Origin of the sequence: Lewinella sp. IMCC34191 (assembly GCF_003390935.1) — a bacterium.
In the GTDB taxonomy this organism is placed as follows: domain Bacteria; phylum Bacteroidota; class Bacteroidia; order Chitinophagales; family Saprospiraceae; genus Neolewinella.
Genome location: NZ_QNQZ01000001.1, coordinates 1,091,023 through 1,105,979, shown reverse-complemented (window position 1 = coordinate 1,105,979; position 14,957 = coordinate 1,091,023). Strand labels below are relative to the sequence as shown.

Below are 14,957 nucleotides of genomic sequence, written 5' to 3'. Positions count from 1 at the left end.
CGGTTTTTAATGGATACCGGCCGAGACTACTCGGTGAAGTTGGTGTGGTTGACCTCCGTACCGCGCCAGGGCATGGCTACGTAGGGGAAAGCGTCACGGAAGGGGACATCGTTTGCCTCGACCTCGGTGGTGTAACCGAGTACGCTTAGCAAGCCGTCCGTGACCGGACTGTCGTCCATGGCGGGATCGTAATCGTCGTACCACAGCCCGATGGCGGCCAGGACGACACCGGATACGGCCTGCAATTCAATGCGGGTAACATCGTCTTCTAGTCGGCGCCCGTTGGGGAAGCCATCCATGTTAGGAATAAATTCCAGATCAGCATTGCCGGCGAAAGCCGGGTCGGTAAGGCCCAGGACGGCTGCCTGGACAAGACCCAGCGAGCTGAAGCTCTCACTGTTTCGGGGCGTCGGGGGCACGGCCATATTCAGGCGCAGCATATCACCACCGTTCGGCAGGAAGTTATTGATGAAGGGCTTACCCGTGGCTAAAGGATTACCCCCTTTGCCGGTGGCAAGCTGGTAGGGGGCCAGATTGGGTACGCCGGTGTGAAAGATCGGCCACAGGTCGACCGAGCGCGGCATGCCGGCTCCGGGCAGCAGCAGTGCGCCGAACTGATTTTCGGCCAGCGCCGTACCGTCAAGCGCCTCGTTTCCTTTAAGTCCGAATAGTCCGTCGGCTCCGTTGGTAAAGTCGTAGGCACCCAGGCTGTTTTCCTGGATCCGCAGCGGGGCGAAGGCCGGAACGGCGGAGGCGAAGTTGGCCGTATCCATATACAATGCCAGCTCGGGGTTGAAGAAGTACTTATCCAGAACCGTATCGGCAAGTTCCATGTAGGGCGTGGTGGCATTCCAATAGTCCTTCATGCCAATGGGAATGACCGCTTCGTTGGTTAGCGGCATACCCAGACGGCTAACCTGGACGTAGTCACCGCTATCCACGATCGTGTCTCCAGCAACCAGCGTACGCATGGCCGGGCGGCTGGCCGAGGCCCAAACGCCGATGACGTAATCAGGATCGAGAATGGTGCTCGGAGCGGAAGCCGCGCCGGACTTCTTCAGCGTGTTGACCGGAATCTTCAGGGCCAGCGTGTGTACGTTGAACTGGGCCAGACCGTCGCGGCTCTGCATATCCTCGCCTTGGCGTGGGCTGTCTCCAAGGTCGAAGATGCCACCGAGATCGACGAAGAAAGGATCGTCTGCCGGACCGGCAAATGCTGTCTCACCCGTGGAAGTCTGGGCAATGGCGTTTTCCCATACCTCCAGGTAGGTGCTGTCCAGGCCAACTACACTCGAAATGGAGCGTGGCCCGATATTGTAGGCCGGACAGATTCCATTGCGGAGAATGGTGTCGAAGTTCATACCACCGTCCATACTCCGTTCGAGGGTATAGGTAGCTTTGATGTTTTCCGCGCCTAAGCGAATATTGAAGAAGGTAGTCGGATCCTCGTTCATCCGGTCGAAGGTGAAACGGTAGGTGATCTCGTCTCCCGGTACCGCGGCATCGTTGTCGATGTGAATCTCGTAGCGGATGTCTTCCCCAAAGGTGTAGTAGTTAGGTCCTCCCTGCGGAAGCTGCATCGGGATGTAATTGGCGATAACGGTCACCGTTGATGGGTCATCGGGGCTTACGAAGGCGTAAACGTCCGTATTATCGGCGAGCGGATCGTCCGCGATCAGGGGAGCTTCCCGGTGGGAGGAGGCCGCCAGGGGCGGCAGGCAGGCCAGTAAAAGGACGATCGTCCCCAAGCCTCTAAGTAAAAGTTGTAGCATGAGCCAGTATTGCGTTTGTGGGTAACTGAAGAGTGAACTATGTTCACAGCTACGCAGTACTGAACCGTTCTGGATTGCTGATCCGGTAATTTATTTGATAGACAGCCGGATAAGCCAAATGATACCCCATTAAAGAGAGACCGTACCCTACAATTTATAACTAAGCCCTACTGATGCTCGATTGATCGGGTACGCGGTGGGCCAATGCCATAAATTGCTTGACCAGTGAGACGCTGGTTCGGTCCCGCTCGTATTCGGGCAAACCGGGTACGCCCATATAGACGCGCTCGTTCCGGTACTCCATCGGGCTTTCAACGCGTTCGAAGGCGGTTGCGTGAAATTCGGTGGCCCCGGTTTTGCGGATCACCTCTACCAGGTTGTCGGGGGTGATGCCGCAACCAGGCATAATCGTCATTCCCGACGGTGCCTGTGCGATAAGCTCGGTGATCAGGTTGATCCCCTGGGGCACGGTAGCTTCTTGTCCGGAGGTCAGGATTCGGGACACACCCAAATCAGCGAGCCGGTGCATCGTCCGTATTGGATCGCGGCACACGTCAAAGGCGCGGTGAAAGGTGACTTCGAGCTCGCCTGCTGCTTTAATCAGTCCCTTAAGTTTTTCCTCGGGAAGCTCCCCGTTGCGATCGAGGACGCCAATGACGACTCCGTGGACGCCCAGCTCGCGGCACGCCTGAATATCCGTTTCCATAACGGCTAACTCACAGTCAGAATAATGAAAATCCCCACTCCGGGGCCGGATCATGACCATGGCATCGATGGCAAGCCTGGCCGTGGCGGCAATGGTGCCGTAACTCGGTGTGAGGCCGCCTTGGTACAGGGCGGCGCAGAGCTCGACGCGATCGGCGCCGCCCTTTAAGGCTGCTTCTACATCGTCAACTCCTTCCAGGCAAACTTCAAAGAGGGGTCTATTCATTCCGAGGCACTTTGCTGTCGGGAAGCACCATCCGGTTGCCCTCCCCGTCATAAACGGCATAATCAAAATCCGGGTGAATGCAGTATCCACCGGTGCGCCCGTCTTTGTGTAGCGCGATAAACCCGACCTGAATGTCTTTCCAATCGGGATTTTTGGCGATGACCCGCTCGACCGCAAGTTTGCACGCCTCCGTCGGGTCATGCCCCTGCCGCATCAATTCTACGACCAGGAAGCTGCCACAGGCACGAATGACCGCTTCTCCCCAACCCGTTGCGGTGGCCGCTCCAACCTCGTTGTCAGCGTAGAGTCCGGCCCCGATAATGGGCGAATCCCCCACGCGACCGTGGTATTTATAAGCCGCCCCACTCGTAGTGCAGGCCGCGGCGATATTGCCATCCTTATCCAGCGTAAGTAATCCGATGGTGTCGTGGTTCTCTACATTGATAGGGGGGCGGTAGGAGCCATCCTCTTCCAGCCACTTTTCATAATCGCGCCGGCTGGCTTCCGTGAGGAGTTCGGTGGGAGCAAAACCCTGCGCTACAGCAAACTGCCGTGCCCCGGCGCCGACTAACATGACGTGCGGCGTTTCCGTCATGACGCGGCGGGCGACTGAAATGGGATGCATGATATCTTCCAGGGCGGCTACGCTGCCACAGTCGCCACTACCGTCCATGATGGCCGCATCGAGCGTCACGATGCCATCCCGGTCGGGAAATCCTCCCAGTCCGACGGTCCGCACCTCGGGGTCACTCTCCGTGATACGCACGCCGGCCTCGGCGGCGTCCAGGGCGTTTCCGCCGTCGGCGAGAACTTTCCAGGCTTCCTCGTTTGCGGATAGTCCGTGACGCCAGGTGGAAATGACGACCGGTCCTCCCGACCTGGCGGCGGGGATGGCCGTGGAGTCCAGCTTAGCATTGAGTAGGGGAGTGGCCGCCAACAGGGGGACCTGCTGGAGAAAACGTCTTCGGGTACCTCTCGGATGATTCATAGGGGATGGGTTATGACCAGGCGGGTATCTGCATAGTGAGACAGTGTAGCGCCCCGTGTTGTTCCACGAACGGACGCGACTGCACCGCTACAACCCGGTAATCGGTCTCCTGAGTGAGTAAGCGTAGGGCAAGCTCGTCACTATCTGTCCCGTATACGGGAAGAAAGAGCGAGCCGTTACTAATGAGAAAATTGGCGTACGATACAGGCAGTCGATGACCGTCAACTTCAGAGGTTACGGCGGTTGCCCAAGGAAGTTCGACCAGGTTATAGCCCGTAGCACGAGTTTGTAGTTCTTCCCGCATAGCGACAAAATCAGCGTAGTGTGGATCATCCGGAGCCGGAGGGCCCACGTAGGCTATGGTCTGCTCATCCAGGAACCGGGCCACCGTATCGATGTGGGCATCGGTATCGTCGCCGATAAGCTCACCGTGATCGAGCCAGATGATTCGGGTCGCTCCCAACTTTTCTCGCAAGATATTCTCGGCCTCCTCCTTGGTTTGAAAGTCGTTTCGCCCTTCGGACAGCAGACAGCGGCTGGTGGTTAGAAAAGTTCCGCGACCGTCCGTTTCAATGGCGCCGCCTTCTAATACGATGTCTTCCTTGGCGTAGTCGGCTTCCGGGTACAGGGCGCGGTGAATTGCGGCTGGAAGTTGATCATCTTGTTCGGCTGAGAATTTCCCACCCCATCCATTGAAGGTGAAGTCCAGCAGGGTAGGGGTAGGCGTCATCACGGTTATGGGGCCGGAATCCCGGATCCAGCTGTCATCGGTCGGTTCATATAATACCTGGCCCGCGAAATCGCCCGCGTAGTGTTGGTAGTGATCGCGGTCACCGACCACCATAATCACCGGACACACTTGGGATACCTGCCGGGCGGCCCCCATCATGGCTTCTGATGCGGCGTTCAGTACAGTTCCCCAGTCCCCGTCCCGCCGGGGGAATGAAAATAGAACGGCCTGCTGGTTTTCCCATTCCGCGGGTAACCTTATCATACGTCTTATAACTTTAGCGGCGAATATCGCTTATTCTGAACATGTCGATCCTTAAAATTCCTTTACTGGCGCTCGTTGGTCTTCTTTTACTGCACTGCGGTGACGACACGAGCGAGTCCAGGGCGGCCGGCTCCGAGCCCGTTGCGGCCATATCCAATCAGCCTACCGCACCACGGGCAGGTATGGTGTGGATTAATCATCCGCAAGGCGGCTACTGGATGGACCAGACCGAGGTGACCACCGCACAATTCAGGGAATTTATCGAGGCTACCGGCTACCAAACGGAAGCCGACAGCTTTGGCTGGTCGGGGGTTTTTTCTATGACCCAATTAGACTGGATACCCGTCAATGGAGCCAACTGGCAATACCCGCAAGGACCGGAAGGAATTGAGGCTTCACCCGAGGAGCCCGTTACCCAGGTAAGCCTGCGCGATGCCGAGGCGTACGCTAATTGGGCGGGAAAACGTTTGCCCACGGAAGCGGAATGGATGTACGCCGCCGGCCAGGGAGATCCACAACGGGAATATCCCTGGGGTGGCGAAATTATTCCCGACGGGGAGTATCTCGGCAATTGGTGGCAGGGGCCTTTCCCGTTCAAAAATGAAGTTTTGGACGGTTTTGCGGGAGTCGCCCCGGTGAAGAGCTATCCCCCGACGGCCAACCAACTGTACGACATCAGCGGGAATGTATGGGAATGGACAGTATCGGTGCGCCCATCGACGAATGAACAAATTATAAAAGGCGGATCTTTTCTGTGCAGTACCAGTTACTGCACGGGCTTCAATCTGCAACAGCGTCAGTTTACCGCCCCCGACAGTGGGCTAAATCATTTAGGCTTTCGGTGCGTGGCCAGCTAAAAAAAGAAGCGGTTCCCTATTCGGAGAACCGCTTCATATAAAGCTTAAAGTCGATCATGCCACATTAGAGAACCGGAGGCCGGGGTAAGAACGATGGTCACTTGGTTACCGAATCGTTCCGTGTACACCCTATTTCCGGTTGACAGTACAATTATAGGGCGGGCACCCTATGCCAGACCAGTCGACTTATCGTGGCTATGTTATTGTCACTTTGACACTTAGTCCCAGGGGGGTGTGGGGGTGGTCAGAATAAAATTCAGTTTAAGGACCCAAATCAATATTTAAACCGATTGTATTAAATAATATGGTTTATTGTTCTGTAAGTCATTGAACCGTAGTGGCCGAAAATGTCACTTTCACCGCCTTCTCAAATCAATTGTCTCTACAAGAAATAGCCCAATCCGTCAAGGTTTTCAACTGGGAAGCCCAAAAGATGGAGAAATAACAACAATTGTTGTTGGATGGCATTTTAATGATGCACAAAGTTGTATTTTGTGTATTCACTCCTGCCCTATGAATGAGCGCACCGCCGAAAAGCTGTCCATACTCGCCGATGCCGCGAAGTATGATGTATCCTGCAGTAGCAGTGGAAGCAAACGCAAAAACACCGTGGACGGCCTCGGTAATGCGACGGGCATGGGGATCTGTCATACCTATACCCAGGACGGTCGCTGTGTTTCCCTGCTTAAAATCCTGCTGACCAATCACTGCATATTTGACTGCGCCTACTGTGTCAGTCGGCGGAGCAACGACGTCAAGCGGGCCGCTTTCACCGTGGAGGAGGTCGTTGACCTGACCCTGAATTTTTATCGCCGCAACTACATCGAAGGTCTTTTCCTATCGTCGGGCATCTTCAAAAGTGCCGACTACACGATGGAGCGACTCGTTCGCATCGCCAAGACGTTGCGAACCGAGCACAAATTCAATGGCTACATCCATCTAAAGGCTATTCCTGGAGCCAGTGATGAACTCATTCACGAGGCGGGACTGTACGCGGATCGGCTAAGCGTCAATCTGGAAATGCCAAGTGAGGTAAGCCTTAAGAAAGTTGCGCCGGAGAAGAATTATGCCGAGGTGTACCAACCGATGAATCACCTGAAAGAGTCGATCACCGGATACCGGGAAGAAAAGCGCTCGTTGATGAAGACGCCGAACTTCGCCCCGGCCGGTCAATCCACGCAAATGGTGATTGGTGCCAGCCCGGAGTCGGATAAGGATATCCTTACCCTGGCCGCTACGCTTTATCGCGATCAGGAACTCAAACGTGTATACTATAGCGGTTACGTACCCATCAGTAACGATGCCCGCCTCCCCACGCTGGCCGCTCCGCCGCTGAGGCGGGAAAATCGACTCTATCAGGCCGATTGGCTGATGCGCTTCTACGGCTTTCGGGCGGATGAGATTGTTGACGATCAGCAACCCAATCTCGATCCTGATCTTGATCCAAAGCTTGCCTACGCGCTGCGGAACCCGGCTATGTTTCCGGTGGACGTAAATAAAGCTCCGTACGAGATGATTCTACGCATTCCCGGGGTGGGTGTCAAGTCGGCTCGCAAAATCGTAGCCTCGCGCCGCTTCCGTCCGCTGCGCCGGGAGCACCTGCAAAAGATCGGCGTCGTCTGGAAGCGAGCGCAATACTTTGTTCTCTGCGCGGATAAGGATTTCCGCACGCTTAATTTCGATCCCCAAACGATTCGCCAACAGGTCATTTTTGGTGCCGCGAAATCGGGGCGCCACGCGGTCGATTCAGGTCAGCTCGCCCTATTTGGCTGATCAGGTATCCCTCGAATAGGAAAGGCCCCACCGAAACTCGGTGGGGCCTTTCCATTTATCGGCAATCCGTTCGGGATTTACTGTCCTTCGAAGTAGGACGTTTCGATGGTTTCGCCATTTTCCAGCCGGTCTAAGCGGGCTTTCATTTCAGAAGAAGCCTCGAAATCATCGCGACGGGCAAAAATCTCTTTAAGCGCGATCAGGGTGTTACGATTGCTCGGATCGGTTTGTTCGGCTTTCTGGAAGTAAGGGAAAGCCTGGTCAAACTCACTGTTGATCTCCGCTTCCAGCGCTTCGTACTTGGCCTGACCTTCCTTGCTGAGGTCGTTGCTCAGTTCGACCAGTTGCTCGGTCATCTTAGCGGCTCGGTTAAAGTAAAGAGCACCGAGGCTGTAGATCAGCGAAGCTTCTTCGGGGGCAACTTCCAGCCCTTTTTCGTAATTCGTCTTGGCTTTCTCGAAGTATTCCGTTGCGGATTCGGGATTGGTTTCGCGCTGCTTGTTGTAAAGCTGCTCGTACACCTGACCCAGCGTTGCGTAGAGGCTAACGTTCTCGGGCTCGGCATCGATGGCTTGCTGCAGTTTATCGGTCAGTTCGTCAAGACGACCCTCAGCAAGGTAGTAGTTGATCTCGGAGAAAAGCAGCTGGGTATTGTCCGGGTACTTTTCGCGACCTTCCTGCAGGTACTTACCGGCGGTTTCCATGTCGTCTTTACCGCTGTAGACCTTGAAAAGGCCGTCGTAGATACTCGCGTCGTCGTAGTTCGACTCGTAAAGCGAGATGAATAGCGGCTCGGCGGCAGCAAAGTCTTCGGCCAGAACGGCGGACAGGGCGGCGTAGTAGCGCTCTTCGTTCAGCTTTTCATCGTTGCCTTCCATCGCACTGTCGCCATCGTTTTCCGTAAGGAAATCGTGGACACTGACGCTGGTATTAAAGGCTTTGTAGCTGTCGGCGTACTTCTGATCCTGAATGGCGTAGATGCCCTCGTTGGAGATATTGGCCTGCAGATTTTCCAATCCCTCGAGCGCATCTTTCTGACCGCGACGCTTTTCAGAAAGGTTATAAGCCTTCATGTAAGCTTCGGCGGCTTTGGAAGCGGCACCTGCGACCATCGGTTCGACGGTTTCACCCGCGCTGATGGAGCGTTGTTTGACGTATTCGTTTACGGCAGCCGCATAGATATTACCGGCTTCGAGGTAAGCCTCGTAGTCGCTTTGTACCTGGCTGTCTTCCAGGGCCACGGAGATATTGTCGACGGCGGACTGAAGTTCCATAACGTCGTTGGAGGAACTGTACTTGCTGTATGATTTGGAGGCATTCTTTAGCGCATCCTCGCCGGACTGCGCGAAGGCAGCCGAAACGGCAAAAATGGCAACGAGTGCACTAAGCATAAAATTTCGCATAATAAGTGTTGTTGGTTTCGTAGTTGTTTGGATTGGTGTCCCAAAGGCGGAATGCGAATGCCTCAGGATAAAACTAAAACAGGGCAGGTCGGACAAGTATCGTTAATACCGTCCTAAAAAATACAACAGTTAAGAAAAAGGGGTGTTCATGCCCCTCTTTTCTGCAACGATCGACCCTATTCTTCTTCGGTGACCAGGTCATCTTCGTCAACGCTGACCACTGCCACATCCGCAATAGCATCGTCACCGTCCAATTTGATCAGGCGTACACCCTGCGTGGAGCGTCCCATGACGCGCAGATCATTCATGGAGGTACGGATCAGAATACCCGAGCGATTGGTGATCATCAGATCGTCTTCGTCGCTAACGGCCTTGATCGTAACCAGCTCACCGGTTTTCTTGGTGATCTTCATGGTGCTGACTCCCTTACCTCCTCGGTTCGTGATGCGGTATTCCGACCAGTCGGAACGTTTGCCCATGCCTTTTTCGCTGACGACCAGGATCGACTTGTCGGTGTCCGTTTCGTGGTCGATGGTGACCATACCTACCACGGCGTCGTTCTCGCCGTTCAGCGAAATACCCCGAACGCCGGCGGCATTGCGACCCATGTTCCGGACCTTTTCTTCCTCGAAGTGAATCGCCTGCCCCTTGCGCGTAGCCAGGATAATGTGACTGTTACCCGTGGTAAGGCGGGCTTCCAGAAGTTCGTCGCCGTCGTTAATGGTAATGGCATTCACGCCATTCGTACGCGGCCGGCTGTACTCCTCCAGACTGGTTTTCTTGACCTGCCCACGTTTGGTGGCGAAGATCACCGAATGGCTGTTCAGGAATTCCTCGTCCGTCAGATCGGCCACGCTGATGTAGGCGCGAACGTTATCTTCCTTCGGCATCGCCAGGATGTTTTGAATGACCCGGCCACCGCTGTTCTTTCCGGCTTCGGGTATTTCGTAGATACGCAGCCAAAAGCAGCGCCCCTGCTCGGTGAAGAGTAAGAGGTAGTTGTGGTTGCTGGCGATAAACAGGTGCTCGACGAAGTCCGCGTCACGTGTTTTGCTGCCTCGGCTACCACGCCCGCCACGCCCCTGCGCGCGATACTCGGCGACGGGGGTCCGTTTGATGTAGCCTAAGTGAGAAATGGTAACGACCACGTCCTCATCGGCGATCATATCGGTAATGGAGATGTCCGCCGTATCCAGGCTGATCTCCGAACGACGCTCATCGCCGAAGCGGGCCTTGATGTCCTGCAGCTCTTCCTTGATAATGTCCCGCTGCAGTTCCTCGCTCTCGAGAATGGCGCGCAGGCGATCGATCAATTCGCGTATCTCGGCGTACTCGTCCCGGATCTTGGTGATCTCGAGGCCGGTAAGCTTCTGGAGACGCATGTCGAGGATAGCTTTGGCCTGCTCCTCGCTCATGACGTTATTTTCCAGAACGATCAGTTCTTCGGTCTGTACTTCCTGGACCAGATCGCCGAATTTTTTCCAGAAGGCGTCTTTGTCCTCTACGAAGTCACCGGCCATCAAACCGGCTTTGGCATCTTCGGGACTGTCGCTGGCCCGGATCAGTTTGATAACTTCATCCAGGTAATCCAGGGCGATCAGCAGACCGATGAGGATGTGCGCCCGTGCCAGGGCTTTGTTTAGTTCGAATTGTGTCCTGCGCTGAATGACTTCCAGGCGGAAGGCGACGAACTCCTCGATCAGATCCTTCAGGTTAAGGGTCATCGGGCGACCGTTCACCAGGGCCACGTTGTTCACTCCGTAGCTGCTCTGCAGCGGAGTGTACTTGTATAGGTAGCTGAGGACGATGGTAGCCATCGAGTCCCGCTTCACTTCGATTACGACCCGGACACCGTCGCGGTCGGATTCATCGCGCACGGCACTGATGCCGGCAATCTTACCGTCGTTGACGAGCTCGGCGATCTTGGCCACGAGCGTCGCCTTGTTGACCTGATAGGGGATCTCGCTGATGATGATGGTCTCGCGGTCGTTGTCGTCGACCTTGATGTCCGCGCGGCCACGCACGACGACCCGGCCACGGCCGGTACGGAAAGCTTCGCGTACGCCATCCATGCCGTAAATGATGCCGCCGGTGGGAAAGTCGGGAGCCTTGACGTACTCCATGAGTTCGTCAACGGTGATCTCCGGCTTATCAACGGTAGCCATAACGCCGTCCACCACCTCATTCAGGTTGTGGGGGAGCATGTTGGTTGCCATACCTACGGCGATACCGCTGGCTCCGTTCACCAGAAGGTTGGGGATGCGGGTAGGCATCACGGTAGGCTCCTTCAGCGTATCGTCGAAGTTGAGCTGGTAATCAACGGTATCCTTGTCGAGATCGCCGAGAATGCTGTCGGAGATGCGTTGCAGGCGGGCCTCGGTGTACCGCATGGCCGCCGGGCTGTCGCCGTCCATGGAACCGAAGTTGCCCTGTCCGTCCACGAGGGGGTAGCGCAGGGACCAGTCCTGGGCCATACGAACCATGGTGTCGTATACGGAAGAGTCACCGTGCGGGTGATACTTACCGAGTACTTCACCGACAATACGCGCGCTCTTCTTGTGGGAGCCGCGGTAGCTGAGTCCGAGTTCGGACATTCCAAAGAGGACCCGCCGGTGGACGGGCTTAAGACCGTCCCGTACGTCGGGTAGGGCCCGGCTCACGATCACCGACATGGAGTAGTCGATGTAGGCCGATTTCATCTGGTCTTCAATGTTGACCGGGATGATTCTTGAATTTGGCATAAATGGCAAGGAGTTAAAAAATTCCGGCGCTTTCGCCTGCCCGCGAAGGTACAAAAATCGTGCCTGAAATCATAGCTCAACCAAAGCTTATAAGGGCGGGTTAAGTAAGCCATATGTCAAGTACCGAAAGAGTCGTCAAGCCCTACGACGAAGGGGCCTCCAAAAAGTCGGAAGTCGGACGCATGTTCGACTCCATCGCCCCCACTTATGACCTCCTCAACCGGGGCACTTCCCTGGGCGTGGATACCCTCTGGCGCAAGCGACTGATCGCCGAGCTCGACGCGAAGCATGAATTGGTTTTGGACGTGGCCACCGGTACGGCTGACGTAGCAATTCAAACTATCCTGCGCTCCGACGCAAAACACGTAACGGGCGTCGACCTCAGCGAAGGGATGCTGGCCTACGGGCGAAAAAAGGTAGCCGCGGCGGGGCTCGACGAACGGATCAAGCTGGAGCAGGGCGACAGCGAGAACCTGCCGTATGCCGACGAATCCTTCGATGCGGTAACCGTCGCTTTCGGAGTGCGTAATTTCGAGAACCTGGAGAAAGGGCTGGCGGAAATGCGCCGCGTGCTGAAGCCGGGTGGCAAATTGGTCATACTAGAATTTAGTCGGATACGTTACGCACCCGTTCGTTGGGGCTTCAATCTGTACTTTGGTAAAATTATGCCGCTCATCGGCCGTTTACAGAGTAAGGACCCGCGCGCCTACGCTTACCTCTTCGAGAGCGTACAGGCGTTTCCCAGCGGCAAAGCGTTTTTAAAGATCCTGGATCGGGTCGGCTATAACAACACGGAATGGCAAGCACTAACTTTTGGCATCGCAAGCATCTATACCGCCACCCGCTAGCGCTGACGTTTTTTCTGGTTCTCCTGTCGTGTTCTTTCGTTCGGGCTCAGTTTACGGGCGGGAACAACTACAACTTCTACGACTTCCAGGCCAAGCCGTACTACTTCGGCATCACGCTGGGATTCAATTCCAGCCGCTACACCCCCTTCCGGAGCAACGAGTTCATCTATACGGACTCGATCATCGGCGTGGAAAGCCTCAACGGTCCCGGATTTAACCTCAACCTAATTGGGAATTTGAAGCTGGGCAAGTATTTCGACTTCCGCTTTACCCCGGGATTCAGCTTTGCCGAGCGCACGCTTAATTACACCCAGAGCACCGTCAACCAGCGGGAACTGCAGGAGAAGATCGAATCGGTCTTCATCGAAATTCCGTTTTCCTTTCGCTACAAGAGTGCTCCGTACCGCGATAAGCGACTCTTTCTCATTGCCGGCATGAAGTACAGCTACGACGTAGCCACCGAAAGCCGGACCCGGCAGGCCGAAGAATTGGTTCGGATCAGCCCGCATGACTATTCCATTGAATACGGTGCCGGTATCCAGATCTTCTTCCCCTACTTTATTCTATCCCCGGAATTCAAGATCAGCCACGGTATCGGCAACAGTCTGCTGTTTAATCCGACCTTGCCGCAGAGCCGCGTCCTTTCGAAGGTGACCAGCCGGACCTTTACGCTATCCTTTCACATTGAAGGGTAGGGGACTATCCGCCGATCGCGTTGACAATCGCGGCGAAATTTTCCGCATCGAGGCTGGCTCCGCCAACCAGTCCGCCATCCACGTCGGGCTGGGAGAATAGCTCGACCGCGTTATTCGGCTTTACCGAACCACCGTAGAGGATCGTCAGGTTCTGCGCGACATCCGCGCCGAATTGGTTGGCAATCATGCGGCGGATATAGGCGTGCATGTCCTGCGCCTGCTCCTTGGAAGCGGTGCGGCCCGTACCGATCGCCCAGACCGGCTCGTAGGCGATGACGATCTTTTCGATCTGTTCGGGGTCGAGGGAATACAGCGCCTGCTCTACTTGCTTGCCGACCACGAGTTCCTGATTGCCCGCCTCACGGATGTCTAGCTTCTCGCCGCAGCAGTAGATGGGGCGTAGACCGGCCTCCAGGGCGCGCTGGATTTTCAGGTTGATCAGGTCGTCGTCCTCCCCGGCGTAATCACGGCGTTCGCTGTGCCCGAGGATAACGTATTCGATACCGACCTCACTCAGCATACCGGCACTGATCTCGCCCGTATAGGCTCCGCTGGTTTCCTGGTGCATATTCTGAGCGGCGATCGCGTAGTTGGTGTGTCCGGCCACCAATTCCTGCGCTTGCATCAGCTGCAGGGCGGGAACGCCGAATACCACGCGGGTAGCGGGTGTTCCTACTTTTTCCATTACCTCCTGAATCAGGCGGGCTCCTTCGGCGGGCGAAGTATTCATTTTCCAGTTTCCTGCGACCATCGTGCGGCTCATAGGGTGCTATTTTATGCTTGATAAATTATCTTAATACGATTGGACGGGAAGCTTGACGGACTACCGTTCTACACCGGCACCGAAGTCATTGATTCCCGACTGCCTCACTTCCGCTTCGCTTCGTTGCGTTCGATGCGGTGACCGGGGCGGCTCCACTTGATGCGCTGCTTTTCGGTCGGCCGGCCGGGGTCGTTACCCGGGGTGGGGCGCTCGCCCTTGGCATAGGCCTGAGTGGGTTTGAGCCCCAGGGCGGAAAAGAGTTCCATATCCGCGAAGGCTTCGGGATTGGGCGTGGTGAGCAGTTTGTCACCGGCAAAGATGGAGCCGGCACCTGCAAAAAAGCACAGGGCCTGACCTTCGGGGCTCATGTCCTTCCGCCCGGCGCTCAGCCGAACGGTGGTGGATGGAATAAGGATGCGCGTGACGGCGATCATCCGTACCATTTCGAAGATATCCACGGGCTTTTGCTCCTCCAGCGGTGTTCCTTCCACGGCTACCAGGGCATTGATGGGAACGGACTCGGGGACCGGATCAAGGGAGGCCAGCGTAAGCAACATCTTCAGGCGATCGACGACCGTCTCGCCCATGCCGATGATGCCGCCGGAGCAGACGGTCAGGCCGGCCCGGCGGGCGTTGCCGATGGTTTCCAGGCGGTCTTCGTAGCCCCGGGTGGAGATCACTTCTTTGTAGTATTCCTCGCTGCTGTCGAGGTTATGGTTGTAGGCGTAGAGGCCTGCGGCCGCCAGGCGCTCGGCCTGGTTGGGGGTCAGCATCCCGAGGGTGGCGCAGACTTCCATGTCCAGACCGTTGACGGTCCGTACCAGATCCAGTACCTGATCGAATTCATCGTCGTCACGCACGTTGCGCCAGGCCGCGCCCATGCAAAGGCGACTGCTGCCCAGTCCTTTAGCCCGCTCGGCGGCGGTGCGTACCTGCTCGACCGTCATCAGGGCATTCTCCTCGATGTCGGTGTGGTAGCGGGCGGCCTGGGGGCAGTAGCCGCAATCCTCGGGGCATCCGCCGGTTTTGATGCTCAACAGGCTCGATACCTGTACCTCGTTGGGGTCGTGGTACTGCCGGTGGACCGTAGCAGCACGGAACAGCAGTTCCATCAGGGGCAGATCGTGCAATTGCTGAAGCTCTTCCAGGGTCCAGCGGCTGGTGGGGTTGTGGGGGTGGGCGGTCATGGGGG

The 14,957-nt window shown here is 56.1% G+C and carries 12 protein-coding genes; 4 read left to right on the top strand and 8 right to left on the bottom strand.

Annotated elements, in window-relative coordinates:
* Nucleotides 1-26: 26 nt before the first annotated feature.
* The 4 genes from DRW39_RS04445 to DRW39_RS04430 all read right to left on the bottom strand — a co-directional run bounded on the left by DRW39_RS04445 (nt 27) and on the right by DRW39_RS04430 (nt 4,685).
* Nucleotides 27-1,772, bottom strand: a complete 1,746-nt coding sequence (locus DRW39_RS04445; RefSeq protein WP_116105752.1) for a DUF4331 domain-containing protein — start codon at nt 1,770-1,772, stop codon at nt 27-29.
* A 160-nt stretch (nt 1,773-1,932) separates the two neighbouring features.
* Nucleotides 1,933-2,703 (bottom strand): copper homeostasis protein CutC, encoded by a 771-nt coding sequence (locus DRW39_RS04440; RefSeq protein WP_116105751.1) that lies wholly within the window; start codon nt 2,701-2,703, stop codon nt 1,933-1,935.
* Entirely contained in the window at nt 2,696-3,691 is a 996-nt protein-coding gene (locus tag DRW39_RS04435) for a N(4)-(beta-N-acetylglucosaminyl)-L-asparaginase (protein WP_116105750.1), read from the bottom strand. Before DRW39_RS04435 ends, DRW39_RS04440 begins: the two co-directional genes overlap by 8 nt.
* 10 nt (nt 3,692-3,701) lie before the next feature.
* The gene (locus DRW39_RS04430) at nt 3,702-4,685 is read right to left on the bottom strand and encodes an agmatine deiminase family protein (protein WP_116105749.1); all 984 of its coding nucleotides are present in this window, start codon (nt 4,683-4,685) and stop codon (nt 3,702-3,704) included.
* A gap of 41 nt (nt 4,686-4,726) precedes the next feature.
* Here DRW39_RS04430 and DRW39_RS04425 point away from each other — a divergent pair, with 41 nt between their 5' ends.
* Complete coding sequence (locus DRW39_RS04425) at nt 4,727-5,542, top strand: SUMF1/EgtB/PvdO family nonheme iron enzyme (protein ID WP_116105748.1); 816 nt, start codon at nt 4,727-4,729, stop codon at nt 5,540-5,542.
* Nucleotides 5,543-6,055: 513 nt separating this feature from the next.
* Entirely contained in the window at nt 6,056-7,315 is a 1,260-nt protein-coding gene (locus tag DRW39_RS04420) for a putative DNA modification/repair radical SAM protein (RefSeq protein WP_116105747.1), read from the top strand.
* A 77-nt stretch (nt 7,316-7,392) separates the two neighbouring features.
* Here DRW39_RS04420 and DRW39_RS04415 read toward each other — a convergent pair whose 3' ends face one another.
* Together DRW39_RS04415 and gyrA are read right to left on the bottom strand one after the other, a co-directional pair.
* Entirely contained in the window at nt 7,393-8,718 is a 1,326-nt protein-coding gene (locus tag DRW39_RS04415) for a tetratricopeptide repeat protein (RefSeq protein ID WP_157975925.1), read from the bottom strand.
* A 176-nt stretch (nt 8,719-8,894) separates the two neighbouring features.
* Complete coding sequence (gene gyrA / locus DRW39_RS04410) at nt 8,895-11,459, bottom strand: DNA gyrase subunit A (protein ID WP_116105745.1); 2,565 nt, start codon at nt 11,457-11,459, stop codon at nt 8,895-8,897.
* A gap of 113 nt (nt 11,460-11,572) precedes the next feature.
* Here gyrA and ubiE point away from each other — a divergent pair, with 113 nt between their 5' ends.
* Nucleotides 11,573-12,307 carry a bifunctional demethylmenaquinone methyltransferase/2-methoxy-6-polyprenyl-1,4-benzoquinol methylase UbiE gene (ubiE, locus tag DRW39_RS04405; protein WP_116105744.1) on the top strand — a complete coding sequence of 245 codons (735 nt, stop codon included), beginning with the start codon at nt 11,573-11,575 and terminating at the stop codon, nt 12,305-12,307.
* Nucleotides 12,256-13,002 (top strand): porin family protein, encoded by a 747-nt coding sequence (locus DRW39_RS04400; RefSeq protein ID WP_116105743.1) that lies wholly within the window; start codon nt 12,256-12,258, stop codon nt 13,000-13,002. The genes ubiE and DRW39_RS04400 overlap by 52 nt, the downstream gene beginning before the upstream one ends.
* A gap of 4 nt (nt 13,003-13,006) precedes the next feature.
* On the opposite strand, the gene tpiA is transcribed toward DRW39_RS04400, so the two are convergent.
* Nucleotides 13,007-13,765 (bottom strand): triose-phosphate isomerase, encoded by a 759-nt coding sequence (tpiA, locus tag DRW39_RS04395; protein ID WP_116105742.1) that lies wholly within the window; start codon nt 13,763-13,765, stop codon nt 13,007-13,009.
* Between the two features lie 104 nt (nt 13,766-13,869).
* Entirely contained in the window at nt 13,870-14,952 is a 1,083-nt protein-coding gene (gene bioB, locus DRW39_RS04390) for a biotin synthase BioB (RefSeq protein WP_116105741.1), read from the bottom strand.
* Nucleotides 14,953-14,957 lie beyond the last annotated feature (5 nt).

Excerpts from the sequence above, each read along its gene's own strand:
- bioB (WP_116105741.1), bottom strand. The coding sequence starts at position 14,952 with ATGACCGCCCACCCCCACAACCCCACCAGCCGCTGGACCCTGGAAGAG.
- DRW39_RS04400 (WP_116105743.1), top strand. The coding sequence starts at position 12,256 with ATGGCAAGCACTAACTTTTGGCATCGCAAGCATCTATACCGCCACCCG.
- DRW39_RS04425 (WP_116105748.1), top strand. The coding sequence starts at position 4,727 with ATGTCGATCCTTAAAATTCCTTTACTGGCGCTCGTTGGTCTTCTTTTA.
- gyrA (WP_116105745.1), bottom strand. The coding sequence starts at position 11,459 with ATGCCAAATTCAAGAATCATCCCGGTCAACATTGAAGACCAGATGAAA.
- ubiE (WP_116105744.1), top strand. The coding sequence starts at position 11,573 with ATGTCAAGTACCGAAAGAGTCGTCAAGCCCTACGACGAAGGGGCCTCC.
- DRW39_RS04445 (WP_116105752.1), bottom strand. The coding sequence starts at position 1,772 with ATGCTACAACTTTTACTTAGAGGCTTGGGGACGATCGTCCTTTTACTG.
- DRW39_RS04420 (WP_116105747.1), top strand. The coding sequence starts at position 6,056 with ATGAATGAGCGCACCGCCGAAAAGCTGTCCATACTCGCCGATGCCGCG.
- DRW39_RS04440 (WP_116105751.1), bottom strand. The coding sequence starts at position 2,703 with ATGAATAGACCCCTCTTTGAAGTTTGCCTGGAAGGAGTTGACGATGTA.
- DRW39_RS04415 (WP_157975925.1), bottom strand. The coding sequence starts at position 8,718 with ATGCGAAATTTTATGCTTAGTGCACTCGTTGCCATTTTTGCCGTTTCG.
- tpiA (WP_116105742.1), bottom strand. The coding sequence starts at position 13,765 with ATGAGCCGCACGATGGTCGCAGGAAACTGGAAAATGAATACTTCGCCC.
- DRW39_RS04430 (WP_116105749.1), bottom strand. The coding sequence starts at position 4,685 with ATGATAAGGTTACCCGCGGAATGGGAAAACCAGCAGGCCGTTCTATTT.
- DRW39_RS04435 (WP_116105750.1), bottom strand. The coding sequence starts at position 3,691 with ATGAATCATCCGAGAGGTACCCGAAGACGTTTTCTCCAGCAGGTCCCC.